This is a genomic window from Mesorhizobium sp. M0800 (assembly GCF_040320095.1).
Lineage (GTDB): Bacteria > Pseudomonadota > Alphaproteobacteria > Rhizobiales > Rhizobiaceae > Mesorhizobium.
In genome coordinates this window covers 262,506-283,814 of record NZ_JAMYOZ010000005.1, presented here as the reverse complement: position 1 = coordinate 283,814, position 21,309 = coordinate 262,506, and the positions used below count along the sequence as shown (strand labels likewise).

Annotated in this window: 15 protein-coding genes; 11 read left to right on the top strand and 4 right to left on the bottom strand. The window is 63.8% G+C overall.

Annotated features, from left to right (window positions below):
• Positions 1-535 precede the first annotated feature (535 nt).
• The 5 genes from NKI18_RS09810 to NKI18_RS09790 all read left to right on the top strand — a co-directional run bounded on the left by NKI18_RS09810 (position 536) and on the right by NKI18_RS09790 (position 10,828).
• Complete coding sequence (locus NKI18_RS09810) at positions 536-2,497, top strand: hypothetical protein (protein WP_352617904.1); 1,962 nt, start codon at positions 536-538, stop codon at positions 2,495-2,497.
• A 10-nt stretch (positions 2,498-2,507) separates the two neighbouring features.
• Positions 2,508-6,296, top strand: coding sequence for a DUF7929 domain-containing protein (locus NKI18_RS09805; protein WP_353019514.1), 3,789 nt, complete (start codon positions 2,508-2,510; stop codon positions 6,294-6,296).
• A gap of 171 nt (positions 6,297-6,467) precedes the next feature.
• A complete protein-coding gene (locus NKI18_RS09800; protein WP_352617898.1) occupies positions 6,468-8,423 on the top strand; it encodes a hypothetical protein in 1,956 nt (651 codons plus the stop codon).
• A 163-nt stretch (positions 8,424-8,586) separates the two neighbouring features.
• Positions 8,587-9,264, top strand: a complete 678-nt coding sequence (gene rpe, locus NKI18_RS09795) for a ribulose-phosphate 3-epimerase (RefSeq protein WP_352588897.1) — start codon at positions 8,587-8,589, stop codon at positions 9,262-9,264.
• 40 nt (positions 9,265-9,304) lie between these two features.
• Positions 9,305-10,828: a malonate--CoA ligase gene (locus tag NKI18_RS09790; RefSeq protein WP_352617895.1), complete on the top strand. Its 1,524-nt coding sequence runs from the start codon at positions 9,305-9,307 to the stop codon at positions 10,826-10,828.
• Positions 10,829-10,830: 2 nt separating this feature from the next.
• Here NKI18_RS09790 and nagA read toward each other — a convergent pair whose 3' ends face one another.
• Genes nagA through NKI18_RS09770 form a run of 4 tightly spaced genes read right to left on the bottom strand, consistent with a single transcriptional unit; the run spans position 10,831 to position 14,688 of the window.
• On the bottom strand, positions 10,831-12,003 hold the full coding sequence (gene nagA, locus NKI18_RS09785) for an N-acetylglucosamine-6-phosphate deacetylase (protein WP_352617892.1): 1,173 nt from the start codon (positions 12,001-12,003) through the stop codon (positions 10,831-10,833).
• Positions 12,000-13,031 carry an SIS domain-containing protein gene (locus tag NKI18_RS09780; protein WP_352617889.1) on the bottom strand — a complete coding sequence of 344 codons (1,032 nt, stop codon included), beginning with the start codon at positions 13,029-13,031 and terminating at the stop codon, positions 12,000-12,002. Before NKI18_RS09780 ends, nagA begins: the two co-directional genes overlap by 4 nt.
• Complete coding sequence (locus NKI18_RS09775) at positions 13,028-13,810, bottom strand: GntR family transcriptional regulator (protein ID WP_352617885.1); 783 nt, start codon at positions 13,808-13,810, stop codon at positions 13,028-13,030. The genes NKI18_RS09780 and NKI18_RS09775 overlap by 4 nt, the downstream gene beginning before the upstream one ends.
• Entirely contained in the window at positions 13,807-14,688 is an 882-nt protein-coding gene (locus tag NKI18_RS09770; RefSeq protein WP_352617882.1) for a glucosamine kinase nucleotide-binding domain-containing protein, read from the bottom strand. Before NKI18_RS09770 ends, NKI18_RS09775 begins: the two co-directional genes overlap by 4 nt.
• A 199-nt stretch (positions 14,689-14,887) precedes the next feature.
• On the opposite strand from NKI18_RS09770, the gene NKI18_RS09765 reads away from it, so the two are divergent.
• The 6 genes from NKI18_RS09765 (at position 14,888) to NKI18_RS09740 (ending at position 21,192) form a co-directional block, all read left to right on the top strand.
• Positions 14,888-15,847 carry an N-acetylmuramic acid 6-phosphate etherase gene (locus tag NKI18_RS09765; protein ID WP_352617879.1) on the top strand — a complete coding sequence of 320 codons (960 nt, stop codon included), beginning with the start codon at positions 14,888-14,890 and terminating at the stop codon, positions 15,845-15,847.
• Positions 15,848-15,849: 2 nt separating this feature from the next.
• Entirely contained in the window at positions 15,850-17,109 is a 1,260-nt protein-coding gene (locus NKI18_RS09760; protein WP_352617876.1) for an ABC transporter substrate-binding protein, read from the top strand.
• A 239-nt stretch (positions 17,110-17,348) separates the two neighbouring features.
• Positions 17,349-18,272: a carbohydrate ABC transporter permease gene (locus NKI18_RS09755; RefSeq protein WP_352575248.1), complete on the top strand. Its 924-nt coding sequence runs from the start codon at positions 17,349-17,351 to the stop codon at positions 18,270-18,272.
• 8 nt (positions 18,273-18,280) lie between these two features.
• Positions 18,281-19,120, top strand: a complete 840-nt coding sequence (locus tag NKI18_RS09750; RefSeq protein WP_352617873.1) for a carbohydrate ABC transporter permease — start codon at positions 18,281-18,283, stop codon at positions 19,118-19,120.
• Entirely contained in the window at positions 19,117-20,178 is a 1,062-nt protein-coding gene (locus NKI18_RS09745; protein WP_352617870.1) for a Gfo/Idh/MocA family protein, read from the top strand. Before NKI18_RS09750 ends, NKI18_RS09745 begins: the two co-directional genes overlap by 4 nt.
• Before the next feature lie 15 nt (positions 20,179-20,193).
• A complete protein-coding gene (locus NKI18_RS09740; RefSeq protein ID WP_023679835.1) occupies positions 20,194-21,192 on the top strand; it encodes an ABC transporter ATP-binding protein in 999 nt (332 codons plus the stop codon).
• The last annotated feature ends 117 nt before the right edge of the window (positions 21,193-21,309 follow it).

The window sequence follows — 21,309 nt, the reverse complement described above, 5'->3', positions numbered from 1 at the left end:
CCGTACAGGCGTTCCGACGAAAGCCCCTGTTCACAAGAAATTCCGCTCCGGCAACCGGCATTCGGCGCTGGACGGCTTGCCGCGTATATAAGAACAGGCTGCGTGGCGCGCAAGCATTCTGCGCAAGGCGTTCACCATTCATCGCGGTTGATCGGATTCGGGACCGGCACGCCCGTATTTTCCGGCGGTGATCCAGCCCGGCCCGGCCCGGCCCATGAACCTTTCCGCCTCACCTCGCGACTGACGCTCAGGTGCCGCGTGGTGCGGCCCCGGAAAGGAAAGCCCCATGACCATAGATCCAGAGGCTCCATGGTCTCCGGGAACAGCAGGAGCTCAGCGCGACAGTCGCCTTCGGGACCGGGTCGATGCGCTGGGCTTTCCGCTGGTTCCGTTGACCCTGCGCGGACGCAGGCGTATCGTGACGTTGAGGAAAGCAGACAATTCGATCAGGGATGAACGTGCCGGAACGCCGCGCCTTGCCCTGATTTGCGCGCCGAGACCGGATGTTTCTCCCATGACCTGTGGGGGGAGATCCATGTCTTGCGACCACGGCGCATTCGTGCGCTCTCGTGCCGGCCGTTTGCGCCGCGCCATCCAGGCTGCCAGCGGATTGTCGATCTTGGCGCTCGCCGCTGGGCTCTGGCTCGGTGGCTCGGCCCAGGCTCAGGAAACCCAGATCATCTATCCCGGCTCGATGGCAGTGACCGGATTCTCCGGCACCATCATTCCCAATTTCGAGGAAGGCCTGCCGCCGGGCGTCGATCCCGTCGACGAAACCTTCATCGACACGGCGCGCGCGACCTTGCGCATCTTCGACGTCTCAAGGCTGGGCGGGCCGGCGTCTGGCCAATTGGTCTTCACCCCGCCACCGTTCGAGGTCACGGCCGGGCAAATCGGCCAGGTGTTCGGCATCACCTACGACGACGGCGTGCGCGACGGCGTTCCATCGGCCATTCCAAACCTCTATGCCGGCGCCACGTCGCTGCACGGCATCCGCATCGTCACGCCAGACGGCGACGCCGACGGCCGGCCGGAGCGGCAGCGCCGCGGCACGGCTGACGCGGTCTTCATGGACGGCCAGTTCGGCACCGAAAACGGCGGCGGCCCCGGAACGATCTGGAAGATCGACGGCATCACCGGCGCCGTCTCGAAATTCGCCGATATCGACGCCAATAGCGGTCCCGGCATCGGCGACGTCACTTTCGACAATATCCACCGCCAGTTCTTCGCCAGCGATCTCGACACCGGCCTCATCCACCGCATCGACGCCAATGGCGCGCTGCTCGACACGTTCGACCACGGCATAGCCGGCCGCCCGGCGCACGGGCTTGCCGCCCTTGCCGACGACGGCTCGGTGATTGACATCCAGGGTGCTGCCTTCGACAGCGAGGACCCCGACAGCTGGGGCTACACGCAGGACGAGCGCCGCGTCTGGTCGGTCGCCTATCGTGGCGGCCGGCTCTATTATTCGGTCGGTGATAAGGCGGAGATCTGGTCGGTGGGCGTTGCCGGCGACGGCAGTTTCGCCGGCGACCCGCGCTGGGAACTGACGGTCAAGGCCGACAAGGATTACGCGGTCACCGACATCGCCTTCGACAACGAGGGCTTCATGTACCTGGCCCAGCGCGGCCCGGTGGAGAACCGCTACGACTACAGCCAGTTCGCCGATTCCGGCAAGGGTGAGGTCATCCGCTACTGGCGCGAAAATCCGGACGATCCGGCGACGGAATCGGCCTGGGTGGAAGTGCCGCAGGAATATGCGGTCGGCTTCCCGCAAGACAACCGACAGTCGGCCGGCGGCCTCGACCTGCAATATGGCTACGATGCCGAAGGCAATCTCGATACCGGCGTCTGCACCGACACGCTGGTCGATACCGGCGACAAGTTGCGCGACAACCCGGAGCTTGCCGAACAACTCGCAGCCGGCGGGCCGCTCGCCGTGCACGGCGTGCAAATCACGCCGACGGCACTGGTCAAGCCGGCCAACATGCCGCCTTTCGGCTCGTGGTTCGTCGACTTCGACAATTATTTCGAAGACCCGGAAGTTGAAGGCCATGTCGGCGACGTCGAGGTCTGGCGCCCCTGCGAAGGCCGTGCCGGCTATTACGAGCAGGTGCCGGGCGGCTATCTGCCACCGTTCTATCCGCCGGACTTTCCGCCCCCCGGCAATCTGCCTCCTTGCCTCGATGTCGAGGATGTCAGGTATTTCTGCACGCCCTCCGGCCTCGAGGCCGATCTCTATCTCCATGACCATGCCGGCTTTGGCGGCGATTCGATCAAGGCTCTGTCCAGGACGCCTGGCGTTGGGGTGACTTCACCTCTGTCGCATGCGCCCGGCGCGCCATACACGATCGGCATCACCGGCCATTACCCTGGCGATACGGTCGATGTCGGGCTCTGCTTCTACAGGCAGTCCGATAGCGACAAGGGTGGCTACTACCCTTGCTGCAAGATGACCTTGCCGCTCAGAACCCCAGCCGTCAGATGCGAACCGTGAGGAGGGGAAGATGAGCAATCTCGCATTTTTCCCGCCTGCGACAAGCAGCCAATCAACCGGCAAACAATCATTCGTCATGGAGACCATCATGAAACCCCTGTCACTCGCCAGGCGCGGCGTGCGCTGGCTGATGGCGGCCGGTATCGCGGTCGCCATGCTGAGTCCGCTGCAAGGGTTCGCTGAAGATCTTGCTCCGGCCAAGACCAAGCCTGTCGATGCGGGCATCTACACTGCCGTTCCAGATCCCAGGCTCGATTTCGACAATCCTCGCATCGTCAATCCGGAGCCGGGCCGGATCGTGCCCTTCTTCACCAAGAAAGGCACCCAGAGAGGCTGCGACTATGTCGTATATTCGCTGAGCTTTGGCTTGCGCGGCAATCCGCAGGGTTTTGCCAGCCCGGGCCTCGCGGCCATGCTGAAAAAGGTCAGGCTCGATTTCAGGGACCAGCTCCCGCACGGCCTGCGCATCGTCGGCGTACATGTGACCGGCGACGGCACCGATGCGTCCGGCGGACCGCTGCCCGGCGCTGCGATCAGCAGTTCGGCTGGCCCGGACGATACGGCGACGGTGTCCGATTTCCGGATTTCCGCCAGCGATCTCGACGGCATCGACGCTGCGAACGAGCGCGTCATCACGTTCCAGATCACCGCCAAGATCGACAATGCGGCGTTTCCGTCGCCGACGATCGTTCACAACCAGGGCGTGGTCAAGGTGAGCCGCGAACGCGGCGCCGGCATCGAAATCCCGTCGCAGGACCCGGGCAAACCGGACGACGGCAATTACCTCAGGGGTGCAAAGACCTCGATCAAGATCGACGTCACCAGGTGCAACCCGCCGCCTCCACCTCCCGGCAAGGAATGCTTCAAGGTGGAGCGCGGCACGGTCGATTGCGTGCCCGGCGGCGGCGCCTTCATCTACCACATGCCGGTCGGCCCAGAGATGGCTGGCAAATGGGTGCAGCTTTCGACGACGACACCCGGCATCACCATCATTCCCGACACGCAATTGGTGCCGGCCGGCGGCGGTGTGCTCAATTGGAAGATCGTCGGCGCTTCACCCGGCGACGTCATCCACATCATCGTCACCGGTATCGAAACCTATGCCGGCCCGAGGGAGGGCTGGGGCCTGTGCTGTACGCAGACCATCGATATCGTCATCCCGCGTGATCAGCGCTGCCCACCGAAGGACAAGGAACCGGATCTGAAAGTCGAAAAGCGCGCCGACGTGCAACGTTGCACGATGGGCGGCGGCTGCGACTTCACCATCAGGGTCACCAATGTCGGCGATGCACCCTACCACGGCAAGATCGTGCTCGACGAAGTCACCCTGCCGGCCGGCTCCACCCTCGATTCAGGGCCGAACCCGCCTTGGGTCTGCGCGCCTGGAACCACCCCGATGATTTGCACTCATCCGGTGACCACGCTCAATCCGGGTGCCTCTGTCGACCTCAAGCTCGGCTTCAAGCCGGCCGCAGGCTGGCGAGGCAGCGTCTTGCGCAACTGCGCCACTTACAATTACGGCGCCAGCGGCAAGCCGCTTTTCGGCAGCCAGCAAGACGATCGCGGCTGTGCTTCGATCCCGGTCTGCCGGCGTGGCGATCGTGACCGCGACTGCCGGCCGCCGGTGGAGAAGAAGGTCGACCTGATCCTGAAGAAGCGCGCCCGCACCGAATTCTGTTCGGCCGATGGCGTCTGCACCTTCGTGGTCGACATAATCAACAATGGCAGCGTCCCCTATAATGGGCCGCTGACGGTCGTCGATACCTATCCGGGCGGCGCGCCGGCATCCTCGACCTTCGGCCCGACGCCGCCATGGACATGCGGACCGAACGGCCCCGGCAAGTTCCGCTGCGACAATGCCGGCATCGTGCTGTTGCCTGGCGCCTCGACGCCGATCTTCGTCAGGGCGGTGATGCCGGCCAACTACCGGCCCGACAGTGTCGAGAACTGCGCCGAGGTGAAGGCTATTCCCGGTGAGAACGACATCACCAACAACAGGGCCTGCGCCAAGGAACGCATCCGTCATCCGAATGGCGGCCAGCCGGCCCTGCGCATCACCAAGGTGTGCAATGGTTCGCTGGCCGGTACTGCGGTCGTTTCCTGCCGCATTACCGTCATCAGCCTCGGCACCACTGCCCCGACCGGTCCGGTACGGGTCAACGATGCCGCGACGCTGATAGCCGGCGGAGCGCCGGTCCAGATCCAGACCGTCACCCCAGACGGCGCGGAATGGACTTGCGGACCGGTTCCGGCCAATGTGCTGTCGTGCCAGATTCCCGGCGCCGTCATGACGCCTGGAACCAGCCGCCATTTCGACGTGACGGTTGCCGCGAACCGCGAATTCGAGAACTGCGCACGCGGCTCCTACGGCCCGGCTCCGGGAGACGACATCGTCTATCCGATCGGCCAGGCCTGCGCCAAGGGCGGCGGCGCCTCGACCATCCGCGTCGAGAAGACCGGTGATGCCGAGTGCAAGCCCGGCCAGCCCTGCTCGTTCGAGATCACCATCACGAACGATGGCGCGAGCGCCTTCTCCGGTCCGGTTCGCGTCGGCGATGCGATCGGCGTCGAAGGCCTCGGCCGGCTGGAAGGCGTTGCGATCACCTCGATCGATCCGCCATTCGGCTGCTCGCCGGAGCCGGCAATCTTGCCTGCCTCCTGCATTGCCAATTTGACGATCGGCTCGGGGGAAAGCCACGTTCACAACGTGACCGTGGTGCTTCCCGACGACGGTCGCCTGGCAAATCTGCAGGGCACTGTCAACGGCCAGAACTGCGTCGGCGTGCTCTCTCCCGACACGCCGGTGCAAGGCGGTGGCGACGTGTTGTCCCGCGGTGCGGCCAACGTGCAGGGCGATCGCGGCAAGGCCTATGCCTGTCATCCCTTCACCATCAGGAATGAGAAGAAGAAGGAATGCTCGGCAGGCTTCGTCATGAATGACGCCGGCAACTGCGTCTGCCCGCCCGGCACGACCTTCCGCAACGGCCAATGCTCGTCCGGCGGCGGCACGGTCATCGTGCCGAAGCCAAAACCTTGCGTTCTGCTCAAAGGCCAGATCCGTACCGAAGACGGACGCTGCGTCTGCCCGCACGGAACCGAACTGGAGAACGGCGCTTGCGTGGGGAAAGAGCCGAAGCCCGAGCAGTGCACCATCCGTGGCCAGATCCACGACGCTGCCGGCGATTGCGTCTGCCCGCGGGGCACCGAAGTCAGAGGCAATGCCTGCCGGCCAATCCAGCCAAGTCCCGAGCAGTGCACCATTCGTGGCCAGATCCACGACGCTGCCGGCGATTGCGTCTGCCCGCGGGGCACCGAAGTCAGAGGCAATGCCTGCCGGCCAATCCAGCCAACGCCCGAGCAGTGCACCATTCGTGGTCAGATCCACAATGCCGCTGGCGATTGCGTCTGCCCGAGGGGCATGGAAGTCAGGGGTAGTGCCTGCCGGCCAATCCAGCCGAAGCCGGAGCAGTGCACCATCCGCGGCCAGATCCACGACGCCAACGGCGATTGCGTCTGCCCGAGGGGCACGGAAGTGCAAGGCAATGCCTGCAGGCGCAAGAAGCCTGTTGTGGTGGAGTGCCCGATACCTGGTCAGATCCACAACAAGCGTGGCGTTTGCGTCTGCCCGCGTGGGACAGAGCTGCGCGACGGCGCCTGCCGCAAACCACGGTTGGAATGCGCACCGGGCGCGCGGCCGATCAATGGCCAGTGCCAGCCGATCCGCAAACCGAACCTGCTGCTGAATCCAAAGGTTCTTCAGCAGGTCGTGCCAAGGCGTAAGCCGCAGCTCGAGCAATAGGATCGCGCACCGAACTTCAAACGGTGATGGTTCGCGTCACCCAAAACCCGCCGGAGCGATCCGGCGGGTTCTTTCTTTGGCGGCGCCGTATTTCGGCGGCTTGCATGAACCTTACGGCAGTCAGCAGCGACAAACTCCTGAAGGACCCCATCAACCCATCAGGAGAGAGAAATGCCTTCAGCCAAACGTCTTTTCCGAACTGTGGCGACCACTGCATTGATCGCAGCCTCGCTTGCAGGCACGCCCGCCTTCGCCAAGCAGGCGAACATAAAATCGATGTCATTCCATACGGAAAGCGCCAACACGACAATCCATGTCGGCTCGAGCGACAAGCAGAAATGGGACACGCTGAAAAGCGGCAACGTCCAGTTCTGGGGCCACATGAAGCTCGATCTCTGGTGGCCGGGTTATGTGCAGGATGTCGCCGTATCGCTTGGTGTCTGCGGACCAGGCCAGTGCCAGGCGTTCCCGCCGATCTGGAGTGCTTCACCGCTTAGCCGCGACTACGACCACCAGGAAAATTTCTCCTTTGATCCCTCCATCATCCCGCTGTCGTCGAATACCGGCATCGCCGTCGTACCCGATGGCGATGAGATCATCGCCAAGTGCAACCAGCACCTCCAGGCCGACGGCCCGACCAAATCCTATTCATTCACGCACACATTCCACGCCAGTTTCTCGGCAGCCACCGACACCGCTCTCGACATGGACAATGCGGTCTCCGAGGCACAGGGCGGCAGCTGGCCGCATCCGCTGTACGGATCGCACTATGCCGAGCATGGCTCGTTCGACGTTCAAATCGTCTGCGATGCGGTCGTCAAACCAAAGGTCCAGGACATCGCCACCGATTTCGGCGAGTTCGACGTGAATGACGTCAAGCTGTTCTTGACGACATACCAGTCCAATCAGCCAGGCTCCACGCCTGGCACTGTTTGCCCTTCGCTCAAGGTCACCAGCCGGGCGCAAGCCAACCAGGCCGGGCCGGTTACGATGCGCATCTGGCGCCAGAAGGACGGTGGGCCGATCACCTCCGAGGTGCAGCAGGCATGGGCTTCGTACGATGCAGCGAAGAACGGCTATTTCGCGCTTTATGAAAAATGGGAGGATGTCGGCGCCACCGCCTATTTCCAATACAAGACCGAGATTGTCGGCAACGGCCCGTTCGAGCCCTTCGACGGCTGGAAGGACATCACCGTCCATTGTACGAGTGCCGGCGGCGGCGGCTTCGCCGATTCACCGCAGGACAACCCCGTCAACCCGCCGGTTCATTCGGACTGGCAGGGCGAGGTCACCGTGTCCGACAGCGCCGGCCTCAAGAAACTCTGCCCGCGCAAGGGTCAGGTGACGTTCGAAGTCGAGCGCGATGCGCCGGGCGCGTTTCACTACCGCATCAGTTGCTCGAATGGTGCCTTCTTTACCGGCACGACTGCGGCCTTCAACAATGGCGGTGTGTTCAAGGCGAGCGCCGCGCACGATCTCAGCATCGTCAGGACGCGCTCGATCCAGTGTACCCTGCAGGAAATCAAGCAGAACGGTTCAATCGCGACCGTCGATACGGATACGGAGGATTTCACCTGCATAAAGCGCACCTTCGATCCGAAGGCCGACGATCTCGTCTCGACCACCCGTCCGGATTCCGATCAGCCCAAGCTGCCTCCGGTCGTCGTCGATCCCGGCCGTAAATGTCTGCCAAGCCAGAAGCTGATCCACGGCAAATGCATCGACAGGCCGCTCGTGGGCGCGTGCCGCAGCACCGAAAAGCTCGTCAATGGCAAGTGCATTGGCATCAGCATCCACTGCCTGCCCGGCTACCATCAGGTCAGCCTGAAATGCGTAAGGAATCCGGTGATCGCCGACAGGTGCAACCGCAATGAGCTGCGCATCGACGGAAGATGCGTGCGCAAGCCGCCGGTCGTTATCGACTGCAAGCGCGGCTATCATTTGGTCGGCAAGGCATGCGTGAAGAACCCGGTGATCGTCACCGCCTGCCGTGCAACCGAAAAACTGGTGCGTGGACATTGTGTGCCCAAGCCGCCGCTGAAGAAGCCCGATCTGCAGAAGGTGAAACCAGGCAACGGCAAGCTCTTCCTGCCACGGACGGCCAGGCCGCGGCTTCATCCGAACTGAAATCCAACGCCTTGCCCTGGAAAGTCCTTGCACTGGAGGAAAGGTCTGCACAGGAGAGAAGTGGCTCGCACCTTCTGCGCGGATGCGGTATTGACGCCGGATTCCTGTCGACAAGCGGCGCCGAGATGATTACGCCGATGGGGCTCAACAACGGGAAGCGGACATGGCTCAAAAAACCCTGATCGCGCCATCGGTGCTGGCTTCCGATTTCTCGAAGCTCGGCGACGAGGTCGAGGCGGTGGCGGCCGCCGGCGCCGACTGGATCCATCTCGACGTCATGGACGGGCATTTCGTCCCCAACATCACCTTCGGGCCGCCGGTGATCAAGGCGATCCGCAACCGCACCAAGGCCTTCTTCGACTGCCATCTGATGATCGCCCCCGCCGACCCCTATCTGACCGCCTTCGCCGAGGCCGGGTGCGACGGCATCACGGTGCACGCCGAAGCCGGGCCGCATCTCGACCGCTCGCTGCAGACGATCAAAAACCTTGGCAAGAAGGCCGGTGTGTCGCTCAACCCGGCGACACCGGAGACGATGATCGAATACGTGCTCGACCGGCTCGATCTTATCCTGATCATGACGGTCAATCCGGGCTTCGGCGGCCAGGCCTTCATTCCGGCGATCGTAGACAAGGTGAAGCGGGTGAAGGCGCTTATCGGTGACAGGCCGATCCGGATCGAGATCGACGGCGGCATTTCGCCGGAAACTGCGCCCCTGGTCACCGCCGCCGGCGCCAGCGTGCTGGTCGCCGGTGCGGCCATCTTCAAGGGCGGCAGCGTCGAGGCCTACCGGGCAAATATCGAGGCAATCAGGGCGGCGGCGGACAAGGCGGCCGGCTGACCGCCGCCGTTCGGCCGGAGACAGCCGCTCGGGGGGACTTATGGGCAACCATCTGTTCGATGCTTTCCGTGCCCGGATGCCCACGCCCGGACGCCTTTTGATGGAGGCAGAGGACGGGCGCTCGATCAGCTATGGCGAAATGCTGGCGCGCTCCGCTCAACTGGCACATGTGGTGTCGCAGCTGGGCGTCGAAGCCGGCGACCGCGTCGCCGTTCAGGTCGAGAAGAGCCCGGAGGCCATTTTCCTCTATCTCGCCTGTCTGCGTGCCGGCGCGATCTTCCTGCCGCTCAACACCGCCTATACGCTGACCGAGCTCGACTATTTCTTCAGGGATGCCGAGCCGCGACTGATCGTCTGCGACCCGGCGCGAGTGACCGAGATCGGCGCTTTGGCGCAGGCCTCGGGCGCTGCGGTCGCGACACTCGGCAGCAAGGGCGAGGGTTCGTTGACCGATCGCGCCTCTGAGGCGGCCGTGGACTTCCACGACGTGGCGCGCGGACCGGACGACCTTGCTGCGATCCTCTACACCTCCGGCACCACCGGCCGTTCGAAAGGCGCCATGCTCAGCCACGAAAACCTCGCCTCGAATGCGCGGGTGCTGGTCGACCTCTGGCGCTTCACTGCCGCAGACGTGCTGATTCACGCGCTGCCGGTTTTCCACACGCATGGCCTTTTCGTCGCCACCAATGTCGTCCTGATGGCCGGCGCCTCGATGCTGTTCGAAACCAAATTCGACCCGGCCCGCATCGTCTCGCTGCTGCCGCGCGCCACCGTGCTGATGGGCGTGCCGACATTCTACGTCCGCCTGCTGCAGCAGGACGGTTTGAACCGGCAAGCGGCGAAAAACATCCGCCTGTTCATTTCCGGCTCGGCGCCGCTTTTGGCCGAGACGCACAGAGCCTGGCGAGAGCGCACCGGCCACGCTATCCTCGAGCGCTACGGCATGACCGAGACCAACATGAACACGTCGAATCCATACGAGGAAAAGCGGCGAGCCGGCACGGTTGGCTTCCCCTTGCCCGGCGTCTCCCTGCGCATCGCCGATCCCGATGGCGGCGAAACACTTGCCCGGGGCGAGGTCGGCATGATCGAGGTCAAGGGCCCGAACGTCTTTTGCGGCTACTGGCGCATGCCGGAAAAGACAAGGGCCGAATTCCGTGACGACGGTTTCTTCATCACCGGCGATCTCGGGCTGATCGATGCCGACGGCTATGTCCACATCGTCGGCCGCGGCAAGGACCTGATCATTTCCGGCGGCTACAATATCTATCCAAAGGAAGTCGAGAGCGAGATCGACGCGCTGCTTGGCGTCGCCGAAAGCGCTGTCATCGGCGTTGCCCATCCGGATTTCGGCGAAGGCGTCACCGCTGTCGTGGTGAGGGCGCCGGGCTCGACCATCAGCGCCGCAGGGATCGTCGAGGCCATCGCCGGGCGCCTCGCCAGGTATAAGCATCCGAAACGGGTGATCTTCGTCGACGAACTGCCGCGCAACACGATGGGCAAGGTGCAGAAGAACCTGCTGCGCGAAGCCTACAAGGACCTCTATACGTCCAAAGCCGGCTAACCCTAACGAGCAGGGCTGCCTGCAAAAACCTTGGCACCATCGATCCAGACGCTTTTAATGTCCAGATCGTCCGACAGCGAAACGATGTTGGCCGCGGTACCGTTGGCGAAGCGCCCGAACCGGTGCGACTGGCCGACCGCCTGCGCCGGATAGAGGGAGGCCATGCGCAAGGCTTCGTCGAGGTCGAGGCCGACGACGCGGTGCATGAAGCGCACCGCGGAAATCATGTCGAGATCCGCGCCCGCCAGCGTGCCGTCGGCAAGTGTCAGCCTGCCATCCTTGCGGTGGATGGTGCGGCCGTTCAGCGTGAACGAGGTCATGTCGGTGCCGATCGTCGCCATGGCATCGGTAACGAGCAGGATCTTGCCCGGCCCCTGCTTGGCGCGCAAGGCGATGGCCATGGTGGCCGGATCGACATGGATACCGTCGGCGATGATCCCGGCATAGAATGTGCCGGTATCGATTGCGGCGCCCGCTAGCCCTGGCTCGCGATTGCCGATCTGGCTCATCGCATTGAACAGATGGGTGACCACCGTTGCGCCGGCCTCGGCAAAGGCGCGAGCCGTGGCATAGCCGGTATCGGAATGGCCGATGCTGACGACAATGCCGGCCTTGCTAAGCGCCGACACCTGGCTGGGCTCGACGGATTCGGGCGCCACCGTCGTCAGCAGCACGGGCAGGTTTTTCCGTGCGGCGATCAGCATCGTCTGGTCGGAGTCTAGCATCGGCCGGATCAAAGCCGGGTCATGTGCGCCCTTGCGGGCGATCGACAGATGCGGCCCTTCGAGGTGCAGGCCCAGGAACCCCGGCACCTTCCTCCGTGCCGCCTCGGCTCCGGCCGCAACCGCCGCGGCGGTGATCTCGGACGTGTCGGTGATCAGCGTCGGCAACAGCGCCGCCGTGCCGAAGGGTGCGTGCGCCCGACAGATGGTCTCGATCGAGGCGACATCGGGATGGTCGTTGAGCATGACGCCGCCGCCGCCATTGACCTGCAGATCGACGAAGCCAGGCGCCAGCATGCCGCCGCCGGTCTCGATACGCGCAACATTGGATGGAATGGCGCCGGCGGCAACAATGGCCTCGACGAGGCCGTCGCGCACGACAAGCGCCGCATTGTCGTGCCAGTCGTCGCCATCGAAAATCCGGGCGCCAGTCAGGGCAAAACGGTCGCTCATAGGGTTTCCGTTACCTTGCGCAGATTGGGCGGCGTGTCGGGGTCGAGGCCGCGATGGCGGGCAAAAGCCTCGACGAAACCATAGAACGACACGATCAGCGTCAGCGGGTCGGTCAGCGGATGACCGGTTGCGACATGCGGCAGGCGCTGAGCGCTCTTTGCCTTGTTCGACGTCACAAAGACGGCAGCGCCCTTGCCGGCCAGGCTGTCGGCGGCATCGGCCACCGATGGCTCGGACGCATCGCGAGCAGCCAGAGCCAGCACCGGGAAACCGGGACCGACCAGCGCCAGCGGGCCGTGCATGACCTCGGCGGCACTATAGGCTTCCGCATGCATGGCGCAGGTTTCCTTGAATTTCAGCGCCGCCTCGTTGGCGATCGCCGCCGACGGACCACGGCCGAGAATGAACAGCGATTTCGGCGTCTCGAGTGCCCCAGCCAGCGCCATCCAGTCGCAGGCGATCGCCTTGCGAAAATGCTCCGGCAAGCGCGCGAGCGCCACCAGGAGTTTGTCGTCGCCGGTGCAATGCGCCATCAAGGCGAGTCCTGCGACGGCTGAATTGACGAAGGTCTTCGTCGCCGCGACGCTGCGCTCCGGTCCGGCCAGGATGTCGATCGCGTAGTCCGAAGCCCGCGCCAGCGGCGAATCGGCGGTGTTGGTGATGGCGACGGTCAGCGAACCGCCGGTCCTCGCCGCTTGCGCCATTGCAACGATGTCCGGGCTCTTGCCGGACTGCGAGATCGCCAGGCAGGCCGAGCCGCCCAGCTTCAGCTTGGCGCCATAGATCGAGGCGATGGACGGGCCGACCGATGCAACCGCCAGCCCGGCGGTCAACTCCACGGCATATTTCATGAAGGTTGCGGCATGGTCGGACGAGCCGCGCGCCACGGTGACGACGAAATTCGGATCGCGCTCGCGAATGCCGCGTCCAGCTTCCGTCAGCACCGCGGCCGAGCCATCGAGCAGGCGGGCGGTGGCCTCCGGGATCTCCTCGATCTCGCGCCGCATATGGGTCATTGTCGCGGTCATGGCCGGCCCTCTTCGCCCGGCCCGCTCAGCCGGAGTTCGGCGACAAAATCATAGGCGTCGCCCCTGTAGATGGAGCGGGTAAACTCGATCACCTTGCCGCTCGCCAGATAGGAGATACGCTCGATGTGCAGGCCGGCAATGCCCGGCGGTACTTCCAGCAGATGTGCGTCGCCATCGCCGAGATTGGTGGCGGAAATGCGCTGCACCGCCCGCACCGGCCTGTTGCCAGTCTTTTCCAACGCGGCGTAGAGCGACGAACCAATCGCCGCCGGATCGGGCAGCACGCTTGTCGATAGCGAGGCGCGCTCGATCGCCAGCGGCGTGTCGTTGGCGATACGAAGGCGCGCCGCGCGCGCAACCAATTCGTTCGATGCCAGGCCGAGCACCATCATCTCGTCGGGCGACGGCGGATAGAGGCCGCGGTCGAGCCAAGCCGAACGCACCGCCATGCCGCGCCGCGCCATGTCTTCGGTAAACGAGGTCAGCATCGACAGCGACTGCTCGACGCGCTCCATACGTGGCGCAACGAAGGTACCGGAACCATGGCGCTGGACGAGGATGCCGCCCTTGACCAGGTCCTGTACCGCCTTGCGCACGGTGACGCGCGAAATGTCGGCCTTGCTAGCGATGTCGCGCTCGGAAGGCAGCGCATCGCCAGGTCCGATCAGCCCGCGTTTGACCGCATCCTCGATGCTCTTCCTGAGCTGCAGATAGAGCGGCGCGCCACTCTGCGACGATTGTTTCAGCGCCGCGAATATCTGGTCGGCGGCCTCACTCATCGAGCTGCCTCCGCCGTGTTTGCGAAAATCCGAACCGCCATCTGAACCGCGCCGCCCAGCGCGTCGTCGAGCGGCGGTTTCAGCAGCGCCCGGTAGCGGGCCGACAGGCGCGGCGCGTAAAGCGGCGCCAACCCGCCGAGCAGGCAGAGCGGATCGTCGCCGCCCAGGTCGAGCACGCCAAGCGCTGCTTCGACATCGGCGACCGCCTTGTCGAGGATCCAGATAGCGACGAGGTCGCCTTTTTCGGCATGTTCGAACACCTTGGGCGCGAAGCCGCCGAAATCGCCGGGCTTGGCGTTGGTGGTGAATTCGACTAGATCCTCGGGATTGTTGCGGAAAATGGCGAGCATGGCCTGCGTCAGTGGCGATCCCTGGCGGATGCCGTCATAGGCGAGCAGCGTCTGCTCGAGCAGGTCGCGGCCGATACGGGCGCCGCTGCCCTGGTCGCCGACCTGGAACCCCCAGCCGCCGATGGCGCGCGACTTGCCTTGTTTGCGTGCCATATAGGCGGTGCCGGTGCCGAGTATGGCCATGGCGCCGTCGCCTGAGCCAACCGCGCCTTCCAGCGCGATCTCGGCGTCGGTCTCGACACGGCTGATGCGAAACGGCAGGATCGCTTCGAGCTGCTGCCGGTAGGTGCCGACATTGGCGCCGGCAAGACCGAGAACGGCCGGAGTTTGCGGGATCAGTGCGGGATCCCTGCCCGCGGCGACAAAGGCCTGCTGCGCTGCGTCGACGATGTTCGTCCTGGCGCCGGTGAGATCGGTTCGGATGTTGGCGGCACCGCTTTTGGCGCGGCCGAGGACGCTGCCGTCGGCCGTTGCAAGGGCCGCCCTGCAGCTGGTGCCGCCGCCATCGATGCCGAGCACGAATTTCACGCGATTTCTCCTCCGGGCGGATAATACCAATAAAATACCAATAGCCAAGGATTAATTTCCGTTTCAAAAAAGTTAAGGCGTAGTTTGTTGGAAAATCAGCCAATTTCGTTCGCAAGCCTGCACTGCCGCAAGGATTTCATTAATGCGTGTGGACAAGTGGTATTTTTTTGGTATGGTTTTCTCGATTGGAGGAAAGCGGATGGCCGAAACGCGCACCGAAGCGCTTCACCAGAATGCCGAGGGACTGGATATCCAGGCCCCGGAAGCCGTCCTTTCCTCTTTGGCCGACGCACAGATCGAGGCCGCCAAGGCCGTGCACGGCGCCATTCCTGCCATTGCTGCGGCAGCCGAAATCATCGCAAGCAGACTGAAAAGCGGCGGCAAACTCGCCTATGCGGCTGCCGGCAGTTCGGGCCTGATGGCACTGGCCGATGCGCTTGAGCTGCCGGGCACTTTCGGCATCCAACGCGACCGCATCGCCATCCTGATCGCCGGCGGCGACGAGGCCTTCAAGACACTGGCCGGCGGGCCGGAGGACGACACCGAGGAAGCTTCGGCAGCAGTTGCCGCCGCCCGCATCGGCAAGGGCGACTGCCTGATCGCCGTCTCGGCCAGCGGCTCGACACCTTATGCAGTCAGGGCGATCGAGGACGCCAGGCGCCGCGGTGCGGCGACCATTGCCATCGCCAACAACAGGGATGCGCCGCTGTTGCGGCTGGCCGACATCGCCATCCTGCTCGAAACGCCGCCGGAGCTGATTGCCGGCTCAACGCGCATGGGCGCAGGCACCGCCCAGAAGATCGCGCTCAACATGCTGTCGACGCTCGCCGCCATCCATCTCGGCCATGTCCATGACGGCTACATGGTCAACCTCATGGCCGACAACATCAAGCTGCGCGACCGCGCCGCACGCATCGTTGCCGCCGTCAGCGGGCGCGACAAGGACGAGGCGGCGCGCCTGCTCGAAAGGAGCGGCGGCCTCGTCAAGACCGCTATTCTGCTCGCCGCCGGCGCCGCCAGCGCCGATGCAGCCGAGAAGATATTGGAAGGGACCGGCCACAAGCTGCGGCCGGCCCTTTCCGCGATCGAGGGGAGCAAGGGGCGCAATGCCTCTGTTCTCATCAAAACCGAACCTGAAAAAGGTCAACAGGGAGACTGAGCATGACAACGAAGCTACTGACGGCACTTCTTCTCGGCACCAGCATTCTCGGCTCCGCCGGGGTGGCTTATGCCGACGACGTAACGCTCAACATCGAAAGCTGGCGCGGCGACGACCTTGCCATCTGGAAGGACAAGCTGATCCCGGCCTTTGAAGCCAAGAACCCGGGCATCAAGGTGGTGTTCGCGCCCTCGGCGCCAACCGAATATGACGCCGCCCTCGGCGCCAAGCTCGCCGCCGGCTCGGCGGGCGACCTGATCACCTGCCGCCCGTTCGACAAGTCGCTGGAACTCTTCAAGAAGGGCAACCTCGCCGATCTGTCGGCGCTGCCGGGCATGGAGAACTTCTCCCCGGTGGCCAAGTCGGCCTGGCAGACCGACGACGGCAAGGCGACATTCTGCGTGCCGATGGCCTCGGTCATCCATGGCTTCATCTACAACAAGGACGCCTTCGACAAGCTCGGCATCAAGGTGCCGACCACGAACGAGGAATTCTACGCCGCGCTCGACAAGATCAAGGCCGACGGCACCTACATTCCGATGGCCATGGGCACCAAGGACCTCTGGGAAGCCGCGACCATGGGCTACCAGAACATCGGCCCGAACTACTGGAAGGGCGAGGAAGGCCGCGCCGCGCTGATCAAGGGCGAGCAGAAGCTCACCGATCCGCAGTGGGTCGAGCCCTTCAAGGAGCTGGCCAAGTGGAAGGACTATCTCGGCGACGGCTTCGAGGCGCAGACCTATCCGGACAGCCAGAACCTGTTCACGCTCGGCCGCGCCGCCATCTACCCGGCCGGCTCGTGGGAGATCGGCCTGTTCAACACGCAGGCGCAGTTCAAGATGGGCGCCTTCCCGCCGCCGGTGCAGAAGGCCGGCGACACCTGTTACATCTCCGACCACACCGACATCGGCATGGGCCTCAATGCGGCGTCCAAGAACGCCGACGCGGCCAAGACCTTCCTGTCCTGGGTCGCCTCGCCGGACTTCGCTACCATCTACGCCAACGCGCTGCCGGGCTTCTTCAGCCTGAACAACACACCGGTGAAGATGGAAGACCCGCTGGCGCAGGAATTCGTCTCCTGGCGCGACAAGTGCAAGTCGACGATCCGCTCGACTTACCAGATCCTAGGCCGCGGTACGCCGAATCTCGAAAACGAGACATGGGTTGAATCGGCCAACGTCATCAACGGCACCGACACGCCGGAAGCTGCCGCCAAGAAGCTGCAGGACGGCCTCGACAGCTGGTACAAGCCGGCGAAGTAAGAGTGCGGCGAAGCGTTGTCTCCCCCCTCGAGGGGGAGATGTCGCCGAAGGCGACAGAGGGGGTCGGTCGAGGCAGGCTGCGGCTTGATCGCTGCTGGAAAGCACGGTCGAACGACGATGGCGCGCTGCCTCTGCCGACTCCACCCGCCTCGCTTTGCGAGGCACCCTCCCCTCGAGGGGAGGGAGGCGCCGCGCCCTTTGACGGCAATTGCAAGAACCTGATCGGCGGGACCGAACTCATGGCCGCAACACCGAAAAGACCGTTCCGCTGGCACATCGGCGTCTTTCTGGCGCCGGCAGTGCTGGTCTATACGGCGATCATGATCCTGCCGCTGGCCGGCACGCTGCAGCTCTCCTTGTTCCGCAACATAGACCAGTCCCAAGTCTTCGTGGGACTGGCAAACTTCCGCACGCTGTTCGGCGATCCTAACTGGTCGGTGGGCTTCTGGAATGCTCTCCGGAACAATGTCTGGTTCTTCATCATCCACATGCTGGTGCAGAATCCGATCGGCGTCCTTTTGGCGGCGCTGCTGTCGAGCCCGCGGCTGAGATTCTCCGCCTTCTACCGAACGGCGATCTTCGTGCCGACGATCCTGTCCTTCGTCATTGTCGGCTTCGCCTGGAAGCTGATCCTGTCGCCGCTGTGGGGCGTGGCGCCGCATCTGCTCGATCTGGTCGGCCTCAAGAGCCTGTTCACGCCCTGGTTGGGCAAGGAGCAGTACGCGCTGACCACACTCAGCCTGATCTCGGTCTGGCAGTTCGTCGGCATCCCGATGATGCTGATCTATGCGGCATTGCTGTCCATCCCCGAAGAGGTGATCGAGGCCGCCGAATGCGACGGCATCACCGGCATGTCGCAGTTCTGGAAGATCAAGCTGCCGCTGATCCTGCCGTCGATAGGCATCATCTCGATCCTGACCTTCGTCGGTAATTTCAACGCGTTCGACCTGATCTACACCGCGCAAGGGGCGCTCGCCGGACCGAACTATTCAACCGATATCCTCGGCACCTTCCTCTACCGCGCCTTCTTCGGCTTCCAGTTGCAGATCGGTGATCCCAACATGGGCGCGGCAATCGCCACGATGATGTTCCTGATCATCCTGGGCGGCGTCTGCGTCTACCTGTTCCTCGTGCAGACGCGCTTGCGTCGCTACCAGTTCTGAGGCGCCACATGAGCACGGCAACCCGCTCGCTGCCCCGCACCATTGGCGCGCATGCGATCCTTCTGACCTACACGGCGATCGCGCTGTTTCCGGTAATCATCGTCATCGTCAACTCATTCAAGTCGCGCGCCGGGATTTTCGGTGCGCCGCTGGCGCCGCCGACGCCGAAAACCTTCGATCTAATCGGCTACACCACGGTGATCGGCCAGGGCGATTTCATCCACTATTTCCAGAACAGCCTTGTCGTCACCGTCGCCTCGCTGTTCTTCGTCCTTTTGTTCGGCGCCATGGCGGCTTTCTCGCTGTCGGAATACCGCTTCCGCGGCAATTCGCTGATGGGGCTCTATCTGGCGCTCGGCATCATGATCCCGATCCGCCTTGCCACCGTCGCCATCCTGCAATTGATGGTGGCGAGCGGGCTAGTCAACACGCTGACGGCGCTGATCCTGGTCTATACGGCGCAAGGCCTGCCGCTTGCCGTCTTCATCCTGTCGGAATTCATGAAGCAGGTCTCGGACGATCTGAAGAACGCCGGGCGCATCGACGGTCTCTCGGAATACACCATCTTCTTTCGCCTGGTGCTGCCGCTGGTGCGACCATCGATGGCGACGGTCGCGGTCTTCACCATGATCCCGATCTGGAACGATCTGTGGTTCCCGCTGATCCTGGCGCCGTCGGAGGAGACCAAGACGGTGACGCTCGGCGCCCAGCTGTTTCTCGGCCAGTTCGTCACCAACTGGAACGCCATCCTGGCGGCGCTGTCGCTGGCAATCATGCCGGTGCTGATCCTCTACGTCATCTTCTCGCGGCAGCTGATCCGCGGCATCACTTCGGGGGCGGTCAAGTGAGTTCGCAACAACCTCTTCGCGTTGTCATCGCCGGCCTCGGCAACATGGGGCGCAGCCATGCGCTGGCGTATCACACCAATCCGGGATTCCAGATCGCCGCGCTGGTCAACCGCTCCGATGTGCCGCTGCCGGAAGGGCTTTCGACCTACGCCATCCGGCGTTCCTTCGACGAGGCGCTACGCGACGAAAAGCCCGACGTCGCCTGCATCGCCACCTATTCCGACAGCCATGCCGATTATGCGGTCAAGGCGTTCGAGGCCGGCTGCCATGTCTTTGTCGAAAAGCCGCTGGCAACCACCGTCGCCGATGCAGAGCGCGTCGTCGCCGCCGCCAAGGCCAACGGCAAAAAACTGGTGATCGGCTATATCCTGCGCCACCATCCGTCCTGGATCAGGCTGATTGCCGAGGCGCGGAAGCTCGGCGGCCCTTACGTGTTCCGCATGAACCTCAACCAGCAATCCTCCGGCCATAGCTGGGAGACGCACAAGCAATTGATGCAGACGACATCGCCGATCGTCGACTGCGGCGTGCATTATCTCGACGTGATGCTGCAGATCACCGACGCCAGGCCGGTCGAGGTGCGTGGCATGGGGCTGCGGCTGACCGACGAGATCGCGCCGTCGATGTACAATTACGGTCATCTGCAGGTGCTGTTCGACGACGGTTCGGTCGGCTGGTACGAGGCCGGCTGGGGGCCGATGATTTCGGAGACGGCTTTCTTCGTGAAAGACGTGATCTCGCCCAATGGCTGCGTGTCGATCGTCATGAAGGAGGGTGTCAGGTCCGACGACATTGACACCCACACCAAGACCTCGACCATCCGCCTGCACAGTGCGGCGACCGGAGCCGCCGGCAAGTTCGCCAAGTCGGATGAGATGCTGTCGATGCAAGGCGAGCCCGGCCATCAGGACCTTTGCGACCTCGAACAGGCTTTTGTGCTGAAGGCGATCCGCGAGAATCTCGATCTCTCCCGCCACATGGACGACGCGGTGAAGTCGCTCGCCGTCTGCCTTGCCGCCGACGAGAGCGTGCGCAGCGGCCTCGCCGTGAAACTCTAGAACAGGGACGACGCCGTGGGCTCGCTGAACATCGAGAACGTAAAAAAGGCCTTTGGGCCGGTCGAGGTGCTGAAGGGCATCAACCTCGAGGTGACGGATGGCGAGTTCGTCGTCTTCGTCGGTCCATCCGGCTGCGGGAAGTCGACGCTGCTCAGGGTTATTGCCGGGCTGGAGGACTCGACCTCGGGCCGCGTGGTGATCGACGGGGCGGACGTCTCCGCCACCCCGCCGGCCAAGCGCGGCATCGCCATGGTGTTCCAGACCTATGCGCTCTACCCGCATCTGACGGTGAAGAACAATATGGGTCTCGGCCTCAAGCAGGCGGGCACGCCGGCGGCCGAGATCGACCGCCGCATCGGCATCGCCTCGTCGATGCTGTCGCTGGAGCCCTACCTCTCGAGGCGGCCGGCCGAGCTCTCCGGCGGCCAGCGCCAGCGCGTCGCCATCGGCCGCGCCGTGGTGCGTGAGCCCAAGCTTTTTCTGTTCGACGAGCCCCTGTCGAACCTCGACGCCGCACTGCGCGTCAACACCAGGCTGGAGATCGCGCAATTGCATCGCCGGCTGAAGGCCACGATGATCTATGTCACCCACGACCAGGTCGAGGCGATGACGCTGGCCGACAAGATCGTGGTCCTTAATGCGGGCAGGATCGAGCAGATCGGCGGACCGATGGAGCTTTACAATTCGCCGGCAAATGAATTCGTCGCCGGCTTCATCGGCTCACCGAAGATGAACTTCGTCGACGGCGCCAGGCTTGGCGAAACGGCAAAGACCATCGGCGTCCGTCCCGAACATCTGACCGTCGATCCCAAATCCGGCGCCTGGAAAGGCACGGTCGTCCATGCCGAGCACCTTGGCGCCGACACCAACCTCTATCTCGACTGCGAGAAGGCCGGCTTGATCACAGTGCGCATTTTTGGCGTCTATAACGCCGAACCTGGTGCCACGCTCTACGCGACGCCGGATCCGGCGAAGACATACCGGTTTGGAGCCGACGGGAAGGTGCTGAAATAGCTGGTGCCGACTCCCCTTCTCCCTTGTAGGAGAAGGTGGCCGAGCGAAGCTCGGTCGGATGAGGGGTGTTGGACGGATCGCTACGCTGAAGGCGTAAGCGACGGAAATACTTCGATG